15 protein-coding genes and 1 pseudogene are annotated in these 21,123 nt (G+C 70.3%); 10 read left to right on the top strand and 6 right to left on the bottom strand.

Annotated elements, in window-relative coordinates:
* The first annotated feature begins 421 nt into the window (after positions 1–421).
* Positions 422–1,060, top strand: a complete 639-nt coding sequence (locus ABIA32_RS32190; protein WP_370103184.1) for a hypothetical protein — start codon at positions 422–424, stop codon at positions 1,058–1,060.
* On the opposite strand, the gene ABIA32_RS32195 is transcribed toward ABIA32_RS32190, so the two are convergent.
* Positions 1,023–2,438 carry a DUF2254 domain-containing protein gene (locus ABIA32_RS32195; RefSeq protein ID WP_370103186.1) on the bottom strand — a complete coding sequence of 472 codons (1,416 nt, stop codon included), beginning with the start codon at positions 2,436–2,438 and terminating at the stop codon, positions 1,023–1,025. The genes ABIA32_RS32190 and ABIA32_RS32195 overlap by 38 nt on opposite strands.
* 356 nt (positions 2,439–2,794) lie before the next feature.
* On the opposite strand from ABIA32_RS32195, the gene ABIA32_RS32200 reads away from it, so the two are divergent.
* The 9 genes and pseudogenes from ABIA32_RS32200 (at position 2,795) to ABIA32_RS32240 (ending at position 13,676) form a co-directional block, all read left to right on the top strand.
* On the top strand, positions 2,795–3,364 hold the full coding sequence (locus ABIA32_RS32200) for a universal stress protein (protein ID WP_370103188.1): 570 nt from the start codon (positions 2,795–2,797) through the stop codon (positions 3,362–3,364).
* Positions 3,365–3,525: 161 nt separating this feature from the next.
* Positions 3,526–5,362, top strand: a pseudogene (locus ABIA32_RS32205) (APC family permease).
* A 122-nt stretch (positions 5,363–5,484) separates the two neighbouring features.
* On the top strand, positions 5,485–5,664 hold the full coding sequence (locus ABIA32_RS32210; RefSeq protein WP_370103190.1) for a hypothetical protein: 180 nt from the start codon (positions 5,485–5,487) through the stop codon (positions 5,662–5,664).
* Positions 5,665–5,722: 58 nt separating this feature from the next.
* Positions 5,723–5,812, top strand: coding sequence for a K(+)-transporting ATPase subunit F (gene kdpF / locus ABIA32_RS32215; RefSeq protein WP_370103192.1), 90 nt, complete (start codon positions 5,723–5,725; stop codon positions 5,810–5,812).
* Positions 5,812–7,476, top strand: coding sequence for a potassium-transporting ATPase subunit KdpA (gene kdpA / locus ABIA32_RS32220; protein ID WP_370103194.1), 1,665 nt, complete (start codon positions 5,812–5,814; stop codon positions 7,474–7,476). Before kdpF (ABIA32_RS32215) ends, kdpA (ABIA32_RS32220) begins: the two co-directional genes overlap by 1 nt.
* On the top strand, positions 7,476–9,617 hold the full coding sequence (kdpB, locus tag ABIA32_RS32225) for a potassium-transporting ATPase subunit KdpB (protein WP_370103196.1): 2,142 nt from the start codon (positions 7,476–7,478) through the stop codon (positions 9,615–9,617). Before kdpA (ABIA32_RS32220) ends, kdpB (ABIA32_RS32225) begins: the two co-directional genes overlap by 1 nt.
* Before the next feature lie 21 nt (positions 9,618–9,638).
* Positions 9,639–10,268 (top strand): potassium-transporting ATPase subunit KdpC, encoded by a 630-nt coding sequence (kdpC, locus tag ABIA32_RS32230; RefSeq protein ID WP_370103198.1) that lies wholly within the window; start codon positions 9,639–9,641, stop codon positions 10,266–10,268.
* A 115-nt stretch (positions 10,269–10,383) separates the two neighbouring features.
* A complete protein-coding gene (locus ABIA32_RS32235; RefSeq protein WP_370103200.1) occupies positions 10,384–12,981 on the top strand; it encodes an ATP-binding protein in 2,598 nt (865 codons plus the stop codon).
* Positions 12,978–13,676 (top strand): response regulator, encoded by a 699-nt coding sequence (locus ABIA32_RS32240; protein WP_370103202.1) that lies wholly within the window; start codon positions 12,978–12,980, stop codon positions 13,674–13,676. Before ABIA32_RS32235 ends, ABIA32_RS32240 begins: the two co-directional genes overlap by 4 nt.
* A gap of 56 nt (positions 13,677–13,732) precedes the next feature.
* On the opposite strand, the gene ABIA32_RS32245 is transcribed toward ABIA32_RS32240, so the two are convergent.
* Genes ABIA32_RS32245 through kdpF (ABIA32_RS32265) form a run of 5 tightly spaced genes read right to left on the bottom strand, consistent with a single transcriptional unit; the run spans position 13,733 to position 20,893 of the window.
* Positions 13,733–16,306, bottom strand: a complete 2,574-nt coding sequence (locus tag ABIA32_RS32245; protein ID WP_370103204.1) for a DUF4118 domain-containing protein — start codon at positions 16,304–16,306, stop codon at positions 13,733–13,735.
* Positions 16,307–16,351: 45 nt separating this feature from the next.
* On the bottom strand, positions 16,352–16,978 hold the full coding sequence (gene kdpC, locus ABIA32_RS32250; protein ID WP_370103206.1) for a potassium-transporting ATPase subunit KdpC: 627 nt from the start codon (positions 16,976–16,978) through the stop codon (positions 16,352–16,354).
* A gap of 17 nt (positions 16,979–16,995) precedes the next feature.
* Positions 16,996–19,143 carry a potassium-transporting ATPase subunit KdpB gene (kdpB, locus tag ABIA32_RS32255; protein ID WP_370103208.1) on the bottom strand — a complete coding sequence of 716 codons (2,148 nt, stop codon included), beginning with the start codon at positions 19,141–19,143 and terminating at the stop codon, positions 16,996–16,998.
* On the bottom strand, positions 19,140–20,804 hold the full coding sequence (kdpA, locus tag ABIA32_RS32260; protein WP_370103210.1) for a potassium-transporting ATPase subunit KdpA: 1,665 nt from the start codon (positions 20,802–20,804) through the stop codon (positions 19,140–19,142). The genes kdpB (ABIA32_RS32255) and kdpA (ABIA32_RS32260) overlap by 4 nt, the downstream gene beginning before the upstream one ends.
* Positions 20,804–20,893, bottom strand: coding sequence for a K(+)-transporting ATPase subunit F (gene kdpF, locus ABIA32_RS32265; protein WP_370103212.1), 90 nt, complete (start codon positions 20,891–20,893; stop codon positions 20,804–20,806). Before kdpF (ABIA32_RS32265) ends, kdpA (ABIA32_RS32260) begins: the two co-directional genes overlap by 1 nt.
* Positions 20,894–21,123 lie beyond the last annotated feature (230 nt).

Raw genomic sequence — 21,123 nt, forward strand, 5'->3', positions numbered from 1 at the left:
GGATCCCGCGAATCCGACCCCATCAGGGGACGCTTGCCCACGGCCATCGGAAACTCCTTCGAGTGGTCTCACCCACCACATCCCTGACAGTCCCGCGACCGGCAAAGTCCGCACCGGCCCGATGAGCTTCTTCCAGACCAAGAGCACGTCCTTCGACTGCTCCTGACATCACGACACCGTCGAGTAATCTGACCGCCCGGTTCGACCCGTGCATTGGTGATCTTCATGCTCCGCCGCAGCTCACCCTTTCGTTCGCCCGGCCCGGCGTCGAAGCGACGGCCGCCGCCCTCGCAGTCTCGATGCTGCCGTGCACTGCACCGAATGGCACCACTGCGGGCTGGAACTGCGTAGCGCCCTGAACAACTCAACAAGGTGACTTGACAGGGAAGTGCTCTGGTGCGGCCTGGTCACGATGTGGCTGGTGGTCCCCCGCCGACCGCTGTGGCGGGACCGAAGGCGCTGCCGCGAGACGGCCGCCGCACTCGCGTCCCTGCCCGGCTCCGCTCCCTCACCCGGAACGCCTGTACTCCCGTGGCAGGCGGCGCCGTTCCACTACGGGGACCGGCGGTCCATCGAGCAGGCGGCGCGCGGCAGCCTGGGCGGCCACCCGGCGGCGAGCTTCGCCTACTGCGCCGTCCACAACGGCGTGCCGCAGTGGTCGATGGTCCTGGAGCTGCGGCTGAGCGAGCCTTCGGTCCCGGTGGAGGTGTTCCACGAGCGCCCCTACACCGCGCCGAACGTCACGCTGCCCACGGCCCTGCCGGTTCAGCCCAGCGGCGACGCGGCACTCGACCGCGCCTGGCAGGTGCGCTTCGACACCGCCGTGATGGATCCCCGCCCGTCTGCCCGCCTCGTCGCCGAAGCGCTGGCAGCAGCGCCGGAGCCGTTCTCGCTGCGCGCGGAGCGGGACGTCCTCGTGGTCTGGAAGGTGGGCGGTTTCGCGTCCGCACAGAACGCCGAGATGTGCGCCGGCGCTGCGGTCCGGGCCGTCGACGCGCTGGGCGCGAGCCTTCCGGTTGCGGTCACGACGGCAGCCGACTCGGCAGATCCATGGCGTTGAACCCGCCGGACGGGAAACCAGTCACGACCTGGTCGGGCTCCTGCGCCTCGGCCAGCTCCAGCAGGGCCCGGTGGCGGCGTAGCACGTCCTCGGCGTCGGCGGGTTCGGCCACCGAGGCACGGCAGGACGCTGCGACCAGGTCCGCCTGCTCGACCAGCAGCCGACGGCGGTCCGGGTCGTCGGTGCGTTCCAGGATCTTGTGGAGCGCGTCGAGCTGACGGATCATCACGGCGGGCATGGCGACTCCGGCCTGGCGGATCTTCTCGAAGGAACGCTGCACCAGGCGTTCGTAGGACGCCTGGTAGGCGATCAGCCGGACGTACCCCTCGGTGTCGCGGTGGACGCGCTCCGGGTGCCAGCCCGGTCCGATCCGGCACAGGCAGTCGCCGAGCCAGTCGATGCAGGTGAGCGCGGTGAAGGTGTCGTTGACCGCCGGGGACAGGGCGCGGATGGCGATCTCGACGAGTTGGTCGATGCCGAAGGAGATGTCCTGGGTGAGGGTCCGGTAGGGACCAGTGACCTGGCCGCGCTTGAGCCCGGCGGCGACCTTGGGAGCGGCTCCCGGCGGCCAGACCAGCGCGAGCGGGCTGCCCTCGACGAGGAAGTGGCCGGGCCGGTGGAGCAGGTGGATCACCGCACCGGACTCGCGGGCGATGGCGATCAGCCGGTCGTGCCGGAGGTACTGAAGGTATCCGGCGGCCGGCGTCTGCACCGCCGCCGACGCCGCCGTCATCCGGTCCAGCAGTTCGCGCGGCGACAGGCCGCGCTCGCGTCCGCCCGCGCCGGTGGCGTCCGCACAGCCCTCCTGCTCGATGGCCCGAGCCAGATCTCCGGCGATTCCCGCGATCACCTGCGGCAACTGAATGGCCCTGGCGATGTGGTGAATGAAGAAGATCAGCATGGCGAGATCGGCCAGTGTGAGGGCGAGCGCCACGGTCACCGACAGGTGCGGCACGAAGTCACCGTGCGGGCCGGGGCTGATCGCGGCCAGCACCAGCATCGAGTAGAGGAAGGTCGCGACGAAGGTGCCGAGGGTGAACTGCGTGCCCCGGTCGCGGATGAAGTTCCGCAGCATCCGGGGGCCGAACTGGGTGGAGGCGAGGGTGAGCGCCACGATCGTGATCGAGAAGACCAGACCCGCCACAGTAATGATCGCCGCCGCGATGGTGCTGAGCACCTGACGGGCCCCGTCCGCGCTGCCGCTCAGCACCCAGGAGGGAAAGCTCAGACCGCCCTGGTAGGCGGTCGAGTCCAACCCCAGGGTCCCGGCGAAGAGCACCACCACGGCCGCGGCCTCGACCGCGGGGACCAGCCACAGGTTGGTGCGCAGCCGCTCGCGGCGCCAGTCGTGGACGCGGAACCGGCACGAAGCGAACATCTCAGCCACCCCAGCGCTCGTCGCGTGACGGAGACACCCGCCACCGAAGCGGGGACCGCACGCAGCGCCGACCAGACTTCCCGGCTCACCTGCGAGTGAGCGTAGTGGAGATGGGTGACGTTGGGCGGCGGCTCGGGCATGCCGGTCGTCCGAGGGGTTCCCCGAACCGTCCGGGCAAGGGCGCATCAAGACCACGGGGCCGAGCGTTCAGGTGGCGTCAAAGTGGTGAGCGCCGAGGCGACCAATGGGTTGAAATGAAATTCGGCGGTCGAACCGACCGCCGGGAAGTGGCCCGGACAGCGGGCCACCGGCGTCGCGCCTGCGCCGTTCTTCCAGGTGAGAGTAGGTAGTGCGTCATGACCGAGCCGGGACGCATCGTCGTCGGCGTCAGTGGAACCCCGACCAGCCTGCAGGCACTGCGGGTCGCCGTCGCCGAGACGCGCCGCACCGGCGTGGCCCTGCGGGCGGTGCTCGCCTGGGCGCCGCCGGGCGGTGAGCTCTCCTACCGCCGCGCGCCCTGCCCGCCGCTGCTGCGGTTCTGGGAGGACGAGGCGGCCTGGCGGCTGCGCAACTGCTTCGACGAGGCCTTCGGCGCCGTCCCCCACGATGTGCCGGTCCAACTCGACCTCGTCCGCAGCGATCCGGGCGCGGCCCTGGTGGACTCCGCCGACCGGCCCGAGGACCTGCTGGTAGTCGGCGCGGGTGCGCGAGGCACCGTCACCCGCCTCTTCCACGGCGCGACCACGCGCTACTGCGTCGCGAACGCCGGATGTCGGGTCCTGACCGTGCCGCCGCCTGCGCTGCTCTCAGAACTGCCCCGCCGTCTGCGACACAGCGTTCCCGCCCCGCCGCAGGAGATCCTTCGCCCGCCCCTGACTGCGCCGGAGCCGGCGCCGGGCGAGTCCCGCTCACAGCACAACTCGTGATCGAGGAGCCGATGGCGTCAGGTTCGACAATCTGACGCGGACCGGCCCCCGTCAGGCGCAAATCCGGCCCATGTGCCAGGAGCGCTGCCCAGGCCCGGCCCCGCTTCCCGCTATGGTCAGCCTGACCGGCGGCGGGATGACGGGACGTGAGGTGGTTCGCGATGTCCGGGAACGCGGATGCGGCTGGCAGTGAGCGAGCAGTCACCGCAGCGGCTGCGGAGCCGGAGCGCGACCGGCTGACGGTGCCTCAGGGGCTGGCCGCGCTGTCACTCGACGCGCTGGCGTCGGTGGCCTACGGCCCCGAGGCGATCGTGGTGGTGCTCGCCGCAGCAGGCAGTCACGGGCTCGGATTCACCCTCCCGGTCACCGTCGCGATCGTGGTGCTGCTGGCTGCGCTGACCTTCTCCTACCGCCAGGTCATCGCCGCCTTCCCGAACGGAGGCGGTGCCTACGCGGTGGCGGGGCGGCATCTGGGACGGCGCGTCAGCCCTGGTCGCCGCCGCCTCGCTGATCATCGACTACGTGCTGAACGTCGCCGTCTCGGTCTCTGCCGGGGTCGCCGCGCTCACCTCCGCGTTCCCCAGCCTGTACGGAGACCGCGTGGTGTTCTGCGTGGTCGTGCTGGCGCTGATCACGGCGGTCAACCTCTACGGCGTCGCCGAGTCCGCGAAGGTGATGATCGTGCCGACCGTCGTCTTCGTGGTCGCGATCGTCGTGATCGTGGTGGCGGGGCTGCTCCGCGCCCACCCGGCCACCGAGCCGACCCACCCGGCCGCGACCGCGGCCGGCAGCGTCGGCCTCCTCCTGCTGCTGAAAGCCTTCGCGTCCGGCTGCTCCGCGCTGACCGGGGTCGAGGCCATCGCGAACGCGGTGCCCACCTTCCGCAGCCCGCGGGTCCAGCGAGCCCAGCGCACCGAGCTCGCGCTCGGTGCGCTGCTCGGCGTCATGCTGCTGGGTCTGTCGCTGCTGATCGACAAGTTCCACGTCGCCCCGGACGGCTCCAAGACGGTGCTCGCGCAGCTCACCGACGCCGCCATCGGGCACAACGTCGGCTTCTACATCGTGCAGTTCGCCACGATGCTGCTGCTCGCGCTCGCCGCGAACACCTCCTTCGGCGGCATGCCCGTGCTCACCTCGCTGCTGGCCCGCGACAACAACGTCCCGCACGTGTTCGCGCTGCGCGCGGACAGGCAGGTCTACCGGCACGGCGTCATGGTCCTGGCCGGGGCCGCACTGGTGCTGCTGGTCGGCGCGCGCGGGGACACGCAGGCGCTGGTCCCGTTCTTCGCCATCGGCGTGTTCATCGGCTTCACCATCTCCCAGATCGGCATGGTGCGGCACTGGCGTCTCGAGCAGGGGCCGGGCTGGCGCGGGCGCGCCGCGGTCAACGCGATCGGCGCACTGTTCACCACGGTCGCCCTCGCGATCGAACTGATCGCCAAGTTCACCGAGGGCGCCTGGATGGTCTTCCTCGCCGTCCTGGTCCTGGTCGCCCTGTTCGAGACCATCCACCGCACCTACGCGAAGATCGGCGCCGGCCTGCATCTGGGCGAGACCCCGTCGCCGCCGCAGGAGCGGCGTTCCCTCGTCATCGTCCCGGTCGGCGCGGTCAACCTGCTCACCCGCGAGGCCATCAGCGCGGCACTGTCGTTGGGCGACGAGGTCCGCGCCGTCACCGTCGTCCACCCCGAGGACGCCGACACGCCGAGCCCCGAGCACATCCAGGAGGCGTGGAGCGCCTGGCACCCCAATGTCCCGCTGACGATCCTGACCAGCAAGACCCGCTCGCTGACCCGCCCGATCGTCGACCACCTGCACGCGGTCGAAGCCGAGGACGCGCACGACCGCCTCGTCGTTCTCATCCCCGAGATGCAACTGCCGCGCATCTGGCTACGCCTGCTGCAGAACCAGCGCGGCGCCGTGCTCGACCGGGCGATCCGCCGCTACACCGATGCGGTGATCTGCCGCCTGCGCTTCCGCATCGACGTCCCGCGCTGAACGTGACCCGGGTCACGAACTCCGGCAGCAGGAGCGATTCGCCGACCCGTGGGCGATAAGAGCGCGTCAAGGTTCCATAAGCGGACGCCAGGAGGGCGTTAAGCACGCCGTTAAGACGACTTTTGCGCGGTTTCCTTAGCGGTGCCGCTACGGCGGCGCCCGCCGGGAGCCGTCTTCGGCGGATCAGACCTCCCTACCACTCCCGGGGTGCATCCCACATGTCCGACGTGCTGTTCGTCGGGGTCACGGTCGTCGTCTTCGTCGTCCTCGCCCTGATCGTCAAGGGGGTGGAGAAGCTGTGACCGCCTTCCAGCGCTCCGCCGCCGTCCCCACCACTTCCGCGTGTGCGGGGGTGGCCTAGTGAGTGCGGACAACATCGTCGGGCTGATCGTCTCGGTCGCCCTGATCGCCTACCTGGTCGCCGCTCTGATCCGCCCGGAGAAGTTCTAGTGAACCCAACCCTCGCGGGCTTCCTGCAAGCCCTCGCCCTCGTGCTGGCTCTGGCCCTCTCCTACCGGCCGCTCGGCGACTACATGGCCTACCTGCTCACCTCCAGAAAACACCTCAAGGTCGAGCGCGGCATATACAAGCTGATAGGCGTCAACGGCGACGCGGAGCAGACCTGGGCGGCGTACCTCCGCTCGGTGCTGGCGTTCTCGTTCGTCTCGGTGCTTTTCCTCTACGCGTTCCAGCGGCTGCAGAACGACCTGTGGCTCTCACTGGGCTTCCCGGCCGTGACTCCGGCAACCGCCTGGAACACGGCCGCGTCCTTCGTGACCAACACCAACTGGCAGTCGTACTCGGGTGAGTCGGCGATGGGCCACCTGGTGCAGATGGCCGGTCTTGCGGTGCAGAACTTCCTGTCCGCCGCCGTGGGCATCGTCGTCGTGACCGCACTGATCCGCGGGTTCATCCGCAACAAGACGGACCAGCTGGGCAACTTCTGGGTCGACCTGACCCGCCTCGTGCTGCGCGTGCTGCTGCCGATCTCGATCGTCTTCGCACTGGTCCTGGTGGCCGGTGGCGTGATTCAGAACTTCCACGGCACCCAGGTCGTGCACACGCTCACCGGCGGGGCGCAGTCGATCCCCGGTGGTCCGGTGGCCTCGCAGGAGGTCATCAAGGAGCTGGGTACCAACGGTGGTGGCTTCTACAACGCCAACTCGGCGCACCCGTTCGAGAACCCGAACCCGTTCACGAACTGGCTGGAGATCTACCTCCTGCTGGTGATCTCGTTCTCGCTGTGCCGCACTTTCGGCACGATGGTCCGTTCGCAGAAGCAGGGCTACGCGATCGTCTCGGTCATGGGCCTGTACTGGATGGCCTCGGCGGCGCTGATCACGTTCTTCGAGAACCAGCACTCCGGTATCGCCGCTCACATCGCCGGTGCGGCGATGGAGGGCAAGGAAGTCCGCTTCGGCATCCCGGGCAGCTCCCTGTTCGCTGCCTCGACGACGCTGACGTCCACGGGCGCCGTCAACGCGATGCACGACTCGTTCACGCCCCTCGGAGGCGGCGTGACGATCCTGAACATGATGTTCGGTGAGATCGCGCCCGGCGGCACCGGTTCGGGTCTCTACGGCATCCTGGTGCTCGCGATCGTCACGGTCTTCGTCGCCGGTCTGATGGTCGGCCGCACACCGGAGTACCTGGGCAAGAAACTGGGCGCGCGGGAGATGAAGTTCGCCTCCCTCTACATCCTGACCACGCCCGCGATCGTGCTCTGTGGCACCGGTCTGGCGATGTCGCTCAGCGCGGGTCACGGCGGCGGCATGGCGAACACCGGGCCGCACGGCTTCTCCGAAGTCCTCTACGCCTTCACCTCCGCTGCCAACAACAACGGCTCCGCCTTCGCCGGCATCGGCGTCACCAGCACCCACTGGGAGCTGGCGCTCGGCCTGGCGATGCTGTTCGGCCGGTTCCTGCCGATGGTGTTCGTGCTGGCGCTGGCCGGCTCGCTGGCCAAGCAGCAGTCCATTCCGGAGTCGACCGGAACCCTCAAGACCCACAGCCCTCTCTTCGTCGGCATGCTCTCGGGCGTGATCCTCATCGTCGTCGGGCTCACCTACTTCCCGGCCCTGGCGCTCGGGCCGCTCGCGGAAGGTCTCCACTGATGTCCACCCCTGTCCTCAACGACCCGGCCCCCGCGCCGGAGACCCAGCTCGCGGAGTGGAGCGAGCGGCGGATCGGCGGCGGTCTGCTGGACCCCAAGCAGCTGCTGAAGTCCCTGCCTGACGCGTGCAAGAAGCTCGACCCGCGCGTCATGTTCAAGAACCCCGTCATGTTCGTGGTCGAGGTCGGCTCGCTGCTGACCACGATCTCGGCCATCGAGAAGCCGTCGGTGTTCGCCTGGGTGATCACCGTCTGGCTCTGGCTCACCACGATCTTCGCCAACCTGGCCGAGGCCGTGGCCGAGGGCCGCGGCAAGGCGCAGGCGGACACCCTGCGCAAGACCAAGACCGACACTGCGGCCCGCCGCGTCGTCGGCTCCTGGACCCCTGGCACCCCGGTGTCCGAGGTGACGGAGGAGGAGGTCGCCGCGACGGAACTGCGCCTGGGCGACCACGTGGTGGTCGAGGCGGGTCAGGTCATCCCTGGCGACGGTGACGTGGTCGAGGGTGTCGCGTCGGTGGACGAGTCGGCGATCACGGGTGAGTCCGCGCCGGTGATCCGCGAGTCCGGTGGCGACCGCAGCGCGGTCACGGGTGGCACGAAGGTGCTGTCGGACCGGATCGTCGTCAAGATCACGTCGGAGCCCGGCAAGACCTTCATCGACCGCATGATCGCCCTCGTTGAGGGCGCTGCCCGGCAGAAGACGCCGAACGAGATCGCCCTCAACATCCTGCTGGCGTCGCTGACCATCGTCTTCCTGCTGGCGGTCGTCACGCTCCAGCCGATGGCGAAGTACGCGGGCGCCGAGCAGACGATCATCGTGCTGGTCTCGCTGCTGGTGGCGCTGATCCCGACCACGATCGGCGCGCTGCTGTCCGCGATCGGCATCGCGGGCATGGACCGCCTGGTCCAGCGCAACGTGCTGGCCATGTCCGGCCGCGCCGTCGAGGCGGCCGGCGACGTGTCCACGCTGCTGCTCGACAAGACCGGCACCATCACCTTCGGCAACCGCCAGGCCGCCGAGTTCGTGACCGTGGGTGGTGCCGACCAGGACCAGCTCGCGAACGCCGCGCAGCTCTCCTCCCTCGCGGACGAGACGCCCGAGGGCCGTTCCATCGTCGTGCTGGCGAAGGAGAAGTACGGCCTGCGCGAGCGCGCGCAGGGCGAGTTGGCGCACGCCACCTGGATCGAGTTCACCGCCCAGACCCGCATGTCGGGCGTCGATCTGGACGAGTCCGCCGGTCTGCACGCGATCCGTAAGGGCGCGGCTGCGGCCGTGGCGAACTGGGTCGCGGAGAACGGTGGCGAGACGTCCAACGAGCTGGATGTCGCGGTCGAGCGGATCTCCAACCTCGGTGGCACGCCGCTCGTGGTCGCGGAGAAGAAGGGCGATGCGCCGGCCCGCGTGCTCGGGGTGATCTACCTCAAGGACGTGGTCAAGCCGGGCATCAAGGAGCGCTTCGCTGAGATGCGGGCGATGGGCATCAAGACCGTCATGATCACCGGCGACAACCCCCTCACCGCGGCGGCCATCGCCGAGGAGGCGGGCGTGGACGACTTCCTCGCGGAGGCGACTCCCGAGGACAAGATGGCCCTGATCAAGAAGGAGCAGGAGGGCGGCCGTCTGGTCGCCATGACCGGTGACGGCACGAACGACGCGCCCGCGCTCGCGCAGGCCGACGTCGGCGTGGCGATGAACACCGGTACCTCGGCCGCCAAGGAGGCCGGGAACATGGTGGACCTGGACTCCAACCCGACCAAGCTGATCGAGATCGTCGAGATCGGCAAGCAGCTGCTCATCACGCGCGGCGCGCTCACGACATTCTCGATCGCCAACGATGTCGCGAAATACTTCGCGATCATCCCCGCGATGTTCGCCGTGGTCTACCCGGGCCTCGGGCACCTGAACATCATGGGCCTGCACAGCCCCCGGTCCGCGATCACCTCGGCGATCATCTTCAACGCGCTGATCATCATCGGCCTGATCCCGCTCGCCCTGCGCGGCGTGCGCTACCGCCCGGCGTCCGCCCAGTCGCTGCTCCGCCGCAACCTGGGGATCTACGGCGTCGGCGGCCTGATCCTGCCGTTCATCGGCATCAAGGCCATCGACCTGATCGTCCAGTTCATCCCCGGCCTGCACTGAGCAGAAGAGAAGTGACACACCATGGCTAAGCCCCTCCCCACTTCGGTGCGGAACCACCTCACCGGTCTGCGGATCCTGCTCCTGTTCACCGTGCTCTGCGGCCTCGCCTACCCGCTGCTGATCACCGGCATCTCGCAGGCCGCGTTCAGTAGTCAGGCCAATGGCTCGCTGGTGAAGGACACGAAGGGTCACGTCGTCGGCTCCTCGCTCATCGGCCAGAACTTCACGATCGTCAGCGCCGACGGCAAGACTTCCAGCCCGGACCCGAAGCTGTTCCAGTCCCGTCCCTCCGCGGCCGGCACGAACGGTTACGATCCGACCGCTTCCGGCGGCACCAACAAGGGCACCAACGACGCCGGACTCGTGACGACCTACACCCAGCTCAAGTCCGACCTCGCCAAGTTCAACGGCGTGTCCCAGAGCCAGGTCCCGGCCGACGCGATCACCTCCTCCGGCTCCGGCCTCGACCCGGACATCAGCCCGGCCTACGCCGAGATCCAGGTCAACCGCGTCGCCAAGGCCCGCGGGATCTCACCGGCCGCCGTCGAAGCACTCGTCAAGAAGTACACCCAGGACCGCACCCTCGGCTTCCTGGGCGAGCCCCGGGTCAACGTCCTGGAACTCAACATCGCCCTGACCAAGGCCGGCTGAGCCGAGGTCAGGACAGCACGGGAAAGGAACCCGGTCCGGCCGCGCCTCCGGGTGCGGCCGGACCACGGCAGTGGCACACATCGGTCCGACCGGGCCGGGAAAGCGAGAACAGGTCGTGGCAGCGCAAGCCCCCCAGCCCCCACCGCACACGCGCGGCTACGGCCGGGGCACGCTCAAGGTCTTCCTCGGCTCGGCGCCGGGCGTGGGCAAGACTTTCAAGATGCTGGACGAGGCCCACCGCCGGGCGCAGCGCGGCACGGACGTCGTCGTCGCCTACGTCGAGTGCCACGGCCGGCCCCACACCGAGCAGGTCCTCGCCGGGTTGGAGGTCGTGCCACGGCTGACCCGTGAGTACCGCGGCGCGAAATTCACCGAGCTCGACGTCGAGGCGGTCCTCGCCCGTCGGCCGGAGGTCGCGGTCGTCGACGAACTCCCCCACACCAACATCCCCGGCGGCCGCCATGCCAAGCGCTGGCAGGACATCGACGACCTCCTGGCCGCCGGCATCGACGTGCTCACCACCGTCAACGTCCAGCACCTCGAATCACTGAACGACGTCGTCCAGAAGATCACCGGCGTGCCGCAGCGCGAGACCGTCCCCGACGAGGTGGTCCGCCGCGCCGACCAGATCGAACTCGTCGACATGGCCCCCGAGGGCCTGCGCCGCCGCATGGCCCACGGCAACGTCTACGCCGCCGAGAAGGTCGACGCGGCACTGTCCAACTACTTCCGCGTCGGCAACCTCACCGCCCTACGCGAACTCGCCCTGCTCTGGCTCGCCGGCCGCGTCGACGAAGGACTCCAGCGCTACCGCGCCGAGCACGACATCTCGAAGGTCTGGGAGACCCGCGAGCGCGTCGTCGTCGCGTTGACCGGCGGTCCCGAAGGCGAGACGCTGATCCGCCGCGCCGCCCGCATCGCCGACCGGGCCGGCAGCGGCGCCCTCCTCGCCGTCCACGTCGCCCGCAGCGACGGCCTCGCCGACGCCAACCCCGCCGCACTCGCCGCCCAACGCCACCTCGTCGAATCGCTCGGCGGCAGCTACCACTCCGTCGTCGGCGACAACATCCCGCGCGCACTCCTCGACTTCGCCCGCGCGGAGAACACCACCCAGCTCGTCCTCGGCACCAGCCGACGCGGCACGCTGCGCCGCGCACTCACGGCCGGGCGCGGCATCGGCGAGACGACGGTCGAACTCTCCGGCGACATCGACGTCCACATGGTCACCCACGAACAGGCCGGTCGCGGACGCGGTCTCCCGGCTTCCGGTCGCCTGCGCCGGCCCGGACGCCGCATCACCGGCCTGCTCCTCGGTCTCGTGCTGCCCCCGCTGCTGACCCTCGTCCTGACCCAGACCCGCGACGCCATCAACCTCACCAGCGACGCGCTGCTCTACCTGGCCCTGGTGGTCGGCATCTCCCTGCTGGGCGGCATCACGTCCGCGCTGGTCGCCTCCCTTGTCGCCTCGCTGCTGCTGAACTACTACTTCATCCCGCCCATCCATCTGTTCACCATCGCCGCGCCCAACAACGTGCTGGCGCTGGCGGTGTTCGCGATCGTCGCGATCGTGGTGGCCGGGATCGTCGACACCGCGAAGAAGCTCTCCCAACGCGCGGCCCGCGCCACGGCCGAGGCCGAGACGCTGTCCGCCCTCGCGGGCAGTGTGCTCCGCGGCGACCAGGCCGTGCCCGCGCTGCTGGCCCGGCTGCGCGAGACGTTCACCATGGAGCGCGTCGACCTGGTCGCCGGCATCCCGGTCGCCCAAGGGGGCGAGGAGATCGTCCCGGTGGGCGACAACGCCGCGCTGGTCCTGCACGGTCGCCCGCTGCCCGCCTCGGACCGCCGCGTGCTGGCCGCCTTCGCCGCGCACGTCGAAGTCGCCCTGGAACGCGCCCGGCTGGCCGAGGTCGCGGCGGAGGTCGAACCCGTCAAGGCGGCCGACCGGCTGCGCACCGCGCTGCTCGCCGCCGTCAGTCACGACCTCCGTACGCCGCTCGCCGTCGCGCTCGCGTCGGTGTCCTCGCTGCGCAGCGACGACGTCGAGTTCAGCGCCACGGACCAGGCCGATCTGCTGGCCACGGCCGAGGAATCACTCGGCAAGCTCTCCCGGCTGGTGGAGAACCTCCTCGACATGAGCCGCCTTCAGGCCGGGGCTCTCACCCTGGACCTGCAGCCCACCGCCGTGGAGGACGTCCTGGCGGGCGCGGTCGGCTCGCTCACCGATCCGGGCGCGCCCATCACCGCCCAGGGACTGGACGAGATCCCCGACGTCCTGGCCGACGGGCCGCTGCTGGAGCGGGTACTGGCGAATGTGGTCGCCAACGCCCTGCGTCATCGCGGTGACTCGCCGGTCCTGGTGTCCGCGAGTTCCCTGGCCGGCCGGGTCGAGGTCCGCGTCGTCGACCGGGGCCCTGGCATCCCGGCGGCGGACCGCGACCGTGTCTTCCAGCCGTTCCAGCGCCTCGGCGACACCGACAACACCACCGGCGTCGGCCTCGGCCTCGCCCTCTCCCGGGGCCTCGCCGAGGCCATGGGCGGCAGCCTGACCCCGGAGGACACCCCGGGCGGCGGCCTCACCATGGTCCTCTCCCTGCCCGCCGATTCACTGCCCGCCGATCCGTCGGGCGAGCTACCTCCCGCCGAGGACGCCGCTCTGGCCCTCGACGCGCCTGCCCGCACTTCCCCGTCCGCTCCCGGAGAATCAGAGACGTGACCATGATCCTGGTCGTCGACGACGAGCCCCAGATGCTGCGGGCCCTGAAGATCAACCTCCAGGCCCGCCGTTACGACGTCACCACGGCCGCCGACGGTGCCCAAGCCATCCGCGAGGCCGCCCGCAGCACGCCCGACGCGATCATCCTCGACCTCGGCCTGCCCGATGTGGACGGCATCGAGGTCATAAGGACGCTGCGCGCGTGGAGCAGCGTGCCCGTCATCGTGCTGTCGGGCCGCTCCGACGCGTCGGAGAAGGTCGCCGCCCTCGACGCGGGCGCGGACGACTACGTCACCAAGCCGTTCGCGATGAACGAACTGCTCGCCCGGCTGCGCGCCGCCCTGCGCCGCCCCACTGCCGAGGGAGCCGCCGTCGCCAGCGTCGTGGTCGGCGAGTGGACCGTCGACCTGACCGCGCACACCATCCAGCGGACCGACGACTCCACCGCCGCGACCGGCTCGGCGGTGCGGCTGACGCCGACCGAGTGGAAGATTCTCTCGGTGATGCTCCAGCACCCCGGCCGCCTGGTCACTGGCGGCCACCTGCTGAACAGCGTCTGGGGCCCCGGCCATGAGCAGCACACCAACTACCTGCGCGTCTACTTCACCGGCCTGCGCCGCAAGTTGGAACCCGACCCCGCCCACCCCCGCTACCTGATCACCGAACCCGGCATGGGCTACCGCTTCCAGCCCTGAGCGGCATACCTGAGGCGTGCCTGACGGGACGGAAGCCTGCCGGGCACGGACCACGCTCAGCCCTCGCGCCAGGCGGGCAGGCCGAGCACCATGGTGAGGCCGCCGCCGGGGGTGTCCTCCGGTTCGAGGGTCGCGCCCATCGCCTCGGCGAAGCCGCGGGCCAGGGCCAGGTGGAGGGTGGGGCCGGTACGGGCGTCGGGGTCGGGAGCGCCCGTGTCGGAGGGCGGGACGAAGGGCTCGAAGAGGTGGCCGCGGTCGGCCGCGCGCAGGCTGGGGCCGTGGTCGACGACCCGCACCTCGACGCGGTCCGCCAACGCACTCGCCGCCACCACGATCTTCGCGCCCCCAGCGGAGTGCTGGAGCGCGTCGGCCACCAGGTTGGTGAGGACGCGTTCCAGCAGTGCGGGATCGGCGGCGAGCGGGGGCACCGCGTCCAGCCCGCGGGTCGTCAGCTCGGAACCCAGCTCGCCCAGTTCCGCGCGCACCGCGGCGAGCACCAGGGGCAGGTCCGTGGCCTGCGGTCGCGGCACCAGCGCGCCCGTGTGAACACGGCTCAGATCGTGCAGGTCGTCGGCGAGTTCGGCGAGCCGGTCCAGCGCCTCCTCGGCGACGGCCAGCAGTTCGTTCCGGTCCCGGGCCGGAACATCGGCCGTCAGTTCGCTGCGCAGGGAACCGATCGAGGCGCTCGCCACCGCCAGCGGATCGCGCAGGTCGTGGCTGACCGCCGCCAGCAGCGCGGCGCGGGTGCGGTTGGCCGCCTCGGTGGGGCCTGCCTCGGCGGCGGCGTGGGCGAGACGGGCGCGGTCGAGCGCGGCGCGGACGTGGGCGGCGAAGGCGGTCAGCACGCGACGGTCGGCGGCGGGAAGCGGGCGGCCGCGGAGGATCAGGGCCGCGTCGTCGGTGACGGCCACCTCCTCGTCCACGGCGCCGCGGCGCGGGGCGGCGTCGAGGTCGGCGGGGCCAGCGACGCTGTCGGTGGCGAGGATGGTCCGCCCGCCGGTCGCGCCGCGGGTGATCAGGGTGACGCTGTCCATGCCGAAGGTCTCACGCAGCCGGGTCAGCAGGGCCGGGATGGTCTCCTCGCCGCCGAGGACGTCGTGGGTCAGCAGGGACAGGGTCTCCGCCTCGGCAGTGGCCCTGGCGGCGCGGTGGGCGAGATGGCGGGCCTGGTCGACGATGGTCGCCACGACGAGCGCCACCACGACGAAGGCGACCAGAGCGAGGACGTTGTTGGCGGTGTCGATGGTGAAGCGGTGGATGGGAGGAATGAAGTAGTAGTTCAGCAGCAGTGAAGCCGCCACCGAGGCGAGCAGCGCGTTGACGACCCCGCCGAGCGTGGCGACGCCGACGACCCCGAGCAGGAGCAGCAACGACTCGCTGGTCAGATTGAGCGCGCTGCGTCCGGTGGTGAGCACCAGCGTGAGCAGCACCGGGACCGCGACGGCCGCGACGGGCGCACCGAGACGGCGCCAAGGGGGCTGCCCGGCGCGCGGGGGGTGTTGGTGGCGGCCCCGGCCGGAGGCTTCGTGGGTCACCATGTGGACGTCGATGTCGCCGGAGAGTTCGACCGTGGTCTCGCCGATGCCGGGCCCGGTCAGCGAGCGGCTCACCAGGCTGCGCCGGCTGGTGCCGAGCACGAGCTGGGTGGCGTTCTCGGCGCGCGCGAAGTCGAGCAGCGCCTGCGGGATGTTGTCGCCGACGACGGAGTGGTAGCTGCCGCCGATGCTCTCGACCAGTTGCCGCTCTACGGCGAGGGCCGCCGGTGACGCGTCGGCGAGGCCGTCGCTGCGGGCGACGTGGACGGCGAGCAGGTCGCCGCCGGCCGAGCGGGCTGCGATGCGGGCGGCTCGGCGGATCAGCGTCTCGCCCTCCGGCCCGCCGGTCAACGCGACGACGACGCGCTCCCGCGTCTCCCAGACGCCGCCGATGCCGTGCTCGGCACGGTAACGCTGCAGTCCCTCGTCGACCCGGCCGGCGACCCAGAGCAGCGCGAGTTCCCGCAGCGCGGTGAGGTTGCCGACACGGAAGTAGTTCGACAGCGCCGCGTCGACCTTCTCCGGGCCGTAGACGTTGCCGTGCACCATGCGGCGGCGCAGGCCCTCGGGCGGCATGTCGACGAGCTCGATCTGGTCGGCGCGGCGGACCACCTCGTCCGGGACGGTCTCACGCTGCGGCACCCCGGTGATCTTCTGGACGACGTCGTTCAGCGACTCCAGATGCTGCACGTTGACCGTCGTCAGCACGTCGATCCCGGCGTTGAGCAGGTCCTCGACGTCCTGCCAGCGCTTGTTGTACCTGCCGCCGGGGATGTTGGTGTGGGCGAGCTCGTCGACCAGGACGACTTCGGGTCGGCGGGCCAGGACGGCGTCAGTGTCCATCTCGGTGAACCGGGCGCCCCGGTACTCGCGGGTCAGCCGGGGGATGATCTCGAGCCCGTCCAGCCGCTCCTCGGTCAGCTTGCGACCGTGCGACTCGACGAAGCCGACGACGACGTCGGTGCCGCGGTCGCGGCGGCGCAGACCCTCGTCGAGCATGCGGAAGGTCTTGCCGACGCCCGGCGCCGCGCCCAGGTAGACCTTGAGCCGGCCAGGGACGGTCCGGACGTGCACGCGGGGCTCGGTGGCAGGCACGGCGTGCTCCCCTTCCTCGGGCGGGCTGGCGGATGCGACGCGGCGTCAGCCGAGTCGCGCGAGCGCCAGGTTGAGGGTCACCACGTCGACCCGCTGCTGACCGAGGAAGCCCAGCACGCGGCCCTGGGTGTGGTCGCGCACCAGGCGGCGGACCACGGCGGGGTCCAGGTGGCGGGCCCTCGCGACACGGTTGACCTGCTCCTCAGCGTAGGCGGGGGAAATGTCCGGGTCGAGGCCCGAGCCGCTGGCGGTGAGCGCGTCCGGCGGCACGGACGCGGGCGCGACACCGTCGACGATGGCCAGCGCGAGCCGCCGGGCCTGGACGGTCTTGGTCAGACCCGCATCATTGGGCCCGAGGTTGGAGCCGCCCGAGGCGGTGGTGTCGTACCCGGCACCGGCCGCGGAGGGGCGAGGCTGGAACCAGCGCGGGTCCGGCAGCGACGGGGCCTTGGGATCGATACGGCGCAGATCGAAGGTCTGCCCGAGCAGGCTGGACCCGACCGTCCGTCCGTCCAGCTTCACCCGGGAGCCGTTGGCCTGCCCGGGGAAGATCAGCTGGGCGATGCCGGTGATCGCGAGCGGGTAGGCGATGCCGCAGATGACGGTGAAGACCAACAGCAGGCGCAGGCCCGTCAGATGGAGCCGGACCAGCGCCGGCAGGGGCTTGGCCATGGGGTGCTCACCGCTCTCTAGTGCAGGCCGGGGATGAACTGGACGACGAGGTCGATCAGCTTGATGCCGACGAAGGGCAGGATCAGCCCGCCCACTCCGTAGACGCCGAGGTTGCGGCGGAGCAGCGAGGACGCCGAGGAGGGCTTGTAACGGACGCCGCGCAAGGCGAGCGGGATCAGGCCGATGATGATCAGCGCGTTGAAGATGATCGCTGACGTGATCGCCGACGTCGGGCTGTGCAGGTGCATGATGTTGAGCCTGCCGAGCCCCGGATAGACGCTGGCGAACATGGCCGGGATGATCGCGAAGTACTTCGCCACGTCGTTGGCGATCGAGAAGGTCGTGAGCGCGCCGCGCGTGATGAGGAGCTGCTTGCCGATCTCGACGATCTCGATCAGCTTGGTCGGGTTGGAGTCCAGGTCCACCATGTTCCCGGCCTCCTTGGCGGCCGAGGTACCCGTGTTCATCGCCACGCCGACGTCGGCCTGCGCGAGCGCGGGCGCGTCGTTGGTGCCGTCACCGGTCATCGCGACGAGCTTGCCGCCGGCCTGCTCCTGCCGGATGAGCGCCATCTTGTCCTCGGGCGTCGCCTCCGCGAGGAAGTCGTCCACCCCCGCCTCCTCGGCGATCGCGGCGGCCGTCAGCGGGTTGTCACCCGTGATCATGACGGTCTTGATGCCCATCGCCCGCAGGTCGTCGAAGCGCTCCTTGATGCCGTGCTTGACCACGTCCTTGAGGTAGATGACCCCGAGGACCCTGGCCGGGTCGGCGGCGACCTTCTCCGCGACGACGAGCGGGGTGCCGCCCAGGTTGGAGATCCGCTGGACGGCCACGTCCAGCGCCTGGTCCGCGCGGCCGCCGTGCTCACGCACCCACTCCGCCACGGAGCCTGCCGCGCCCTTGCGAGTGGCGTGCACCCCGGAGGGCTCGGCGAGGTCGACGCCGGACATCCGGGTCTGGGCGGTGAACTCGATCCAGGTGGCATGGCCGAGCTCGCCCTGGTGGCGGGCGCGCAGGCCGTACTTCTCCTTCGCCAGCACGACGATGGAGCGGCCTTCCGGTGTTTCGTCGGCGAGCGAGGAGAGCTGCGCGGCGTCGGCGAGGCGGTTCACGTCGACGTCCCCGACCGGCAGGAACTCCGCCGCCTGACGGTTGCCGAAAGTGATTGTGCCGGTCTTGTCGAGCAGCAGGGTGGACACGTCGCCGGCCGCCTCGACGGCGCGGCCGGACATGGCCAGCACGTTGCGCTGGACCAGCCGGTCCATGCCCGCGATGCCGATCGCGGACAGCAGCGCGCCGATCGTCGTCGGGATCAACGCCACCAGCAGTGCCACGAGGACGACGATCGTCTGCTCGGCCCCGGCATAGGTGGCCATGGGCTGGAGCGTGACGACCGCGAGCAGGAAGACGATGGTGAGCGACGCGAGCAGGATGTTGAGGGCGATCTCGTTCGGCGTCTTCTGCCGGGCCGCGCCCTCAACGAGGGCGATCATGCGGTCGATGAACGTCTTGCCGGGCTCCGACGTGATCTTCACGACGATCCGGTCCGACAGCACCTTCGTGCCACCCGTGACCGCGCTGCGGTCTCCACCCGACTCGCGGATCACCGGCGCGGACTCACCCGTGATCGCCGACTCGTCCACCGACGCGACACCCTCGACCACGTCACCGTCGCCAGGGATGACCTGACCCGCCTCGACCACCACGTGGTCGCCCAGGCGCAGTTCCGTCGCGGCGACCTCCTCCTCGGCGACCGCCGTGGCGCCCGGTGTCCAGGCGCCGAGGACACGGCGGGCGATGGTGTCGGTGCGGGTCTTGCGCAGCGTTTCGGCCTGGGCCTTGCCACGCCCCTCGGCGACCGCTTCCGCCAGGTTCGCAAAGACGACCGTCAGCCAGAGCCAGGCCGTGATCACCCAGGCGAAGACGCTCGGGTGACGGATCGCCGAGTAGGTGGTGAGCAGCGAGCCGACCTCGACCACGAACATGACCGGGTTCTTGAACATCACCCGCGGGTCGACCTTGCGGACCGCATCCGGCAGTGAGGCGAGGAGCTGCTTGGGGTCGAGCAGGCCGCCCGAGACGCGGTGTGCCTCGTGGTGGCCCTCGCCGTGGCCCGCGTGGGGTGCGCCCGGTCCCGGCTCGGCGGCGGGTTCGGTGACGGTCATCGGTGGAGACCTTCCGCGAGCGGCCCGAGCGCCAGGGCCGGGAAGTAGGTGAGCCCGACCACGATCAGCACCACTCCTGCCAGCATCCCGACGAAGAGCGCATTGTGCGTGGGCAGGGTCCCGGTCGTCCGTGGGACCGGCCGCTGCCGGGCCAAGGACCCCGCGAGCGCCAGCACGAACACCATCGGCAGGAAGCGGCCGAAGAGCATCACCAGCCCGAGTGCGGTGTTCCACCAGGTGCTGGTGACGGTAAGTCCGGCGAAGGCGGAGCCGTTGTTGTTGGCCGCCGAGGTGAAGGCGTAGAGGACTTCGGAGAAGCCGTGAGCGCCGCTGTTGAGCATGTCGGCACGCTCGGCTTTGAAGGACATCGCCACGCCCGTGCCGACCAGCACGATCGCGGGCGTGGTGAGGATGTAGAGGGAGGCGAACTTCATCTCCCGCGCACCCAGCTTCTTGCCCAGGTACTCCGGCGTGCGACCGACCATCAGACCCGCGACGAAGACCGTCACGATCGCCAGCACCAGGATCCCGTAGAGACCGGAGCCGGTGCCGCCGGGCGCGATCTCACCTAGCATCATGTCGAAGATCGCGATTCCGCCGCCGAGCGGCGAGAGCGAGTCGTGCGCCGCGTTGACCGCGCCGGTCGAGGTCAGCGTCGTGGAACTGGCGAAGAGCGCGGAGGCGGCGATGCCGAAGCGGACCTCCTTGCCCTCCATCGCGCCGTGCGCGGCCTGCAGCGCGGTGCCGTGGTGCTGCCACTCGAAAAGGGTCATCAGGCTCGCCGAGGCCACCCAGAACAGGCCCATCACCGCGACGATCGCGTAGCCCTGCCGGTTGTCGCCGATCATCCGCCCGAAGGTGCGCGGCAGGGCGAAGGAGATCACCAGCAGGAGGTAGATCTCCAGCCAGTTCGTGAACGGGTTCGGATTCTCGAAGGGGTGCGCCGAGTTGGCGTTGTAGAAACCACCACCGTTGGTGCCCAGCTCCTTGATGATCTCCTGCGAGGCCACCGGTCCGCCCGGGATCGACTGCGCCGCACCGGAGAGTGTGTGGACGGTCTGCGCGGCATGCAGGTTCTCGACCATGCCGGAGGCGACGAAAACGATCGCCAGCACGAAGGAGACCGGCAGCAGCAGCCGCACCACGATCCGGGTCAGGTCCACCCAGAAGTTACCGACCCGGTCGGTCTCGTCCCTGGTGAAGCCCCTGATCAGGGCCGCGACGACCGCGATGCCGACGCCCGCCGAGAGGAAGTTCTGCACCGCCAGGCCGGCCATCTGCACGAGATGGCCCATCGTCGACTCGCCCGAGTACGACTGCCAGTTGGTGTTGGTCACGAAAGACGCGGCCGTGTTCCAGGCGGTCGCCGACGGTACGGCGGAAAAGCCGAGCGAGAGCCAGAGATCGTTCTGGAACCGCTGGAAGGCGTAGAGAAAGAGCACCGAGATCGCCGAGAAGGCCAGCACGCTGCGCAGATAGACGTACCAGGTCTGGTCGCCCTCGGGGGCCACTCCGATGGCCCGGTAGAGCAGGCGTTCGGCGCGCAGATGGCGTCCGGAGGTCAGCAGGTGCGCCAGGTAGTCGCCGAGCGGCCGGTAGGACAAGGCCAGCGCCGCGACCAGGGTCAAGGCCTGAAGGGACCCCGCCAGGGTCGGATTCACTAGAAGCGCTCCGGCAGGATCAGCGCGGCGACCAGGTAGCCGACCAGGGCCACGGCCACCACCAGCCCGATGATGTTGTCGGCGCTCACAGGCGCTCCACGCCCTTCGCGATGAGCGCGAGCACTCCGAAGACGACGACGGTGACCGCGACGAACGCGACGTCGGACATGTGGGCTCCGCAGGCTTCCGGACGGTTCGAGCTCGGAGCTGAGGCATCACCGGATCCGCACGCCGCCTAACGCTTCAAGGCCGCAATGTCACCCGAAAGGTCGTCAGAAGCGCGAGGCGTCCCCGAGCCGGGTGACACGGGGACGCCTTC

Origin of the sequence: Streptacidiphilus sp. MAP12-20 (assembly GCF_041262525.1) — a bacterium.
GTDB lineage: Bacteria > Actinomycetota > Actinomycetes > Streptomycetales > Streptomycetaceae > Streptacidiphilus.

Coding starts and splice junctions, on each gene's coding strand:
- kdpC (WP_370103206.1), bottom strand. CDS start 16,978: ATGGCCAAGCCCCTGCCGGCGCTGGTCCGGCTCCATCTGACGGGCCTG.
- ABIA32_RS32195 (WP_370103186.1), bottom strand. CDS start 2,438: ATGTTCGCTTCGTGCCGGTTCCGCGTCCACGACTGGCGCCGCGAGCGG.
- kdpB (WP_370103208.1), bottom strand. CDS start 19,143: ATGACCGTCACCGAACCCGCCGCCGAGCCGGGACCGGGCGCACCCCAC.
- kdpB (WP_370103196.1), top strand. CDS start 7,476: ATGTCCACCCCTGTCCTCAACGACCCGGCCCCCGCGCCGGAGACCCAG.
- kdpC (WP_370103198.1), top strand. CDS start 9,639: ATGGCTAAGCCCCTCCCCACTTCGGTGCGGAACCACCTCACCGGTCTG.
- ABIA32_RS32200 (WP_370103188.1), top strand. CDS start 2,795: ATGACCGAGCCGGGACGCATCGTCGTCGGCGTCAGTGGAACCCCGACC.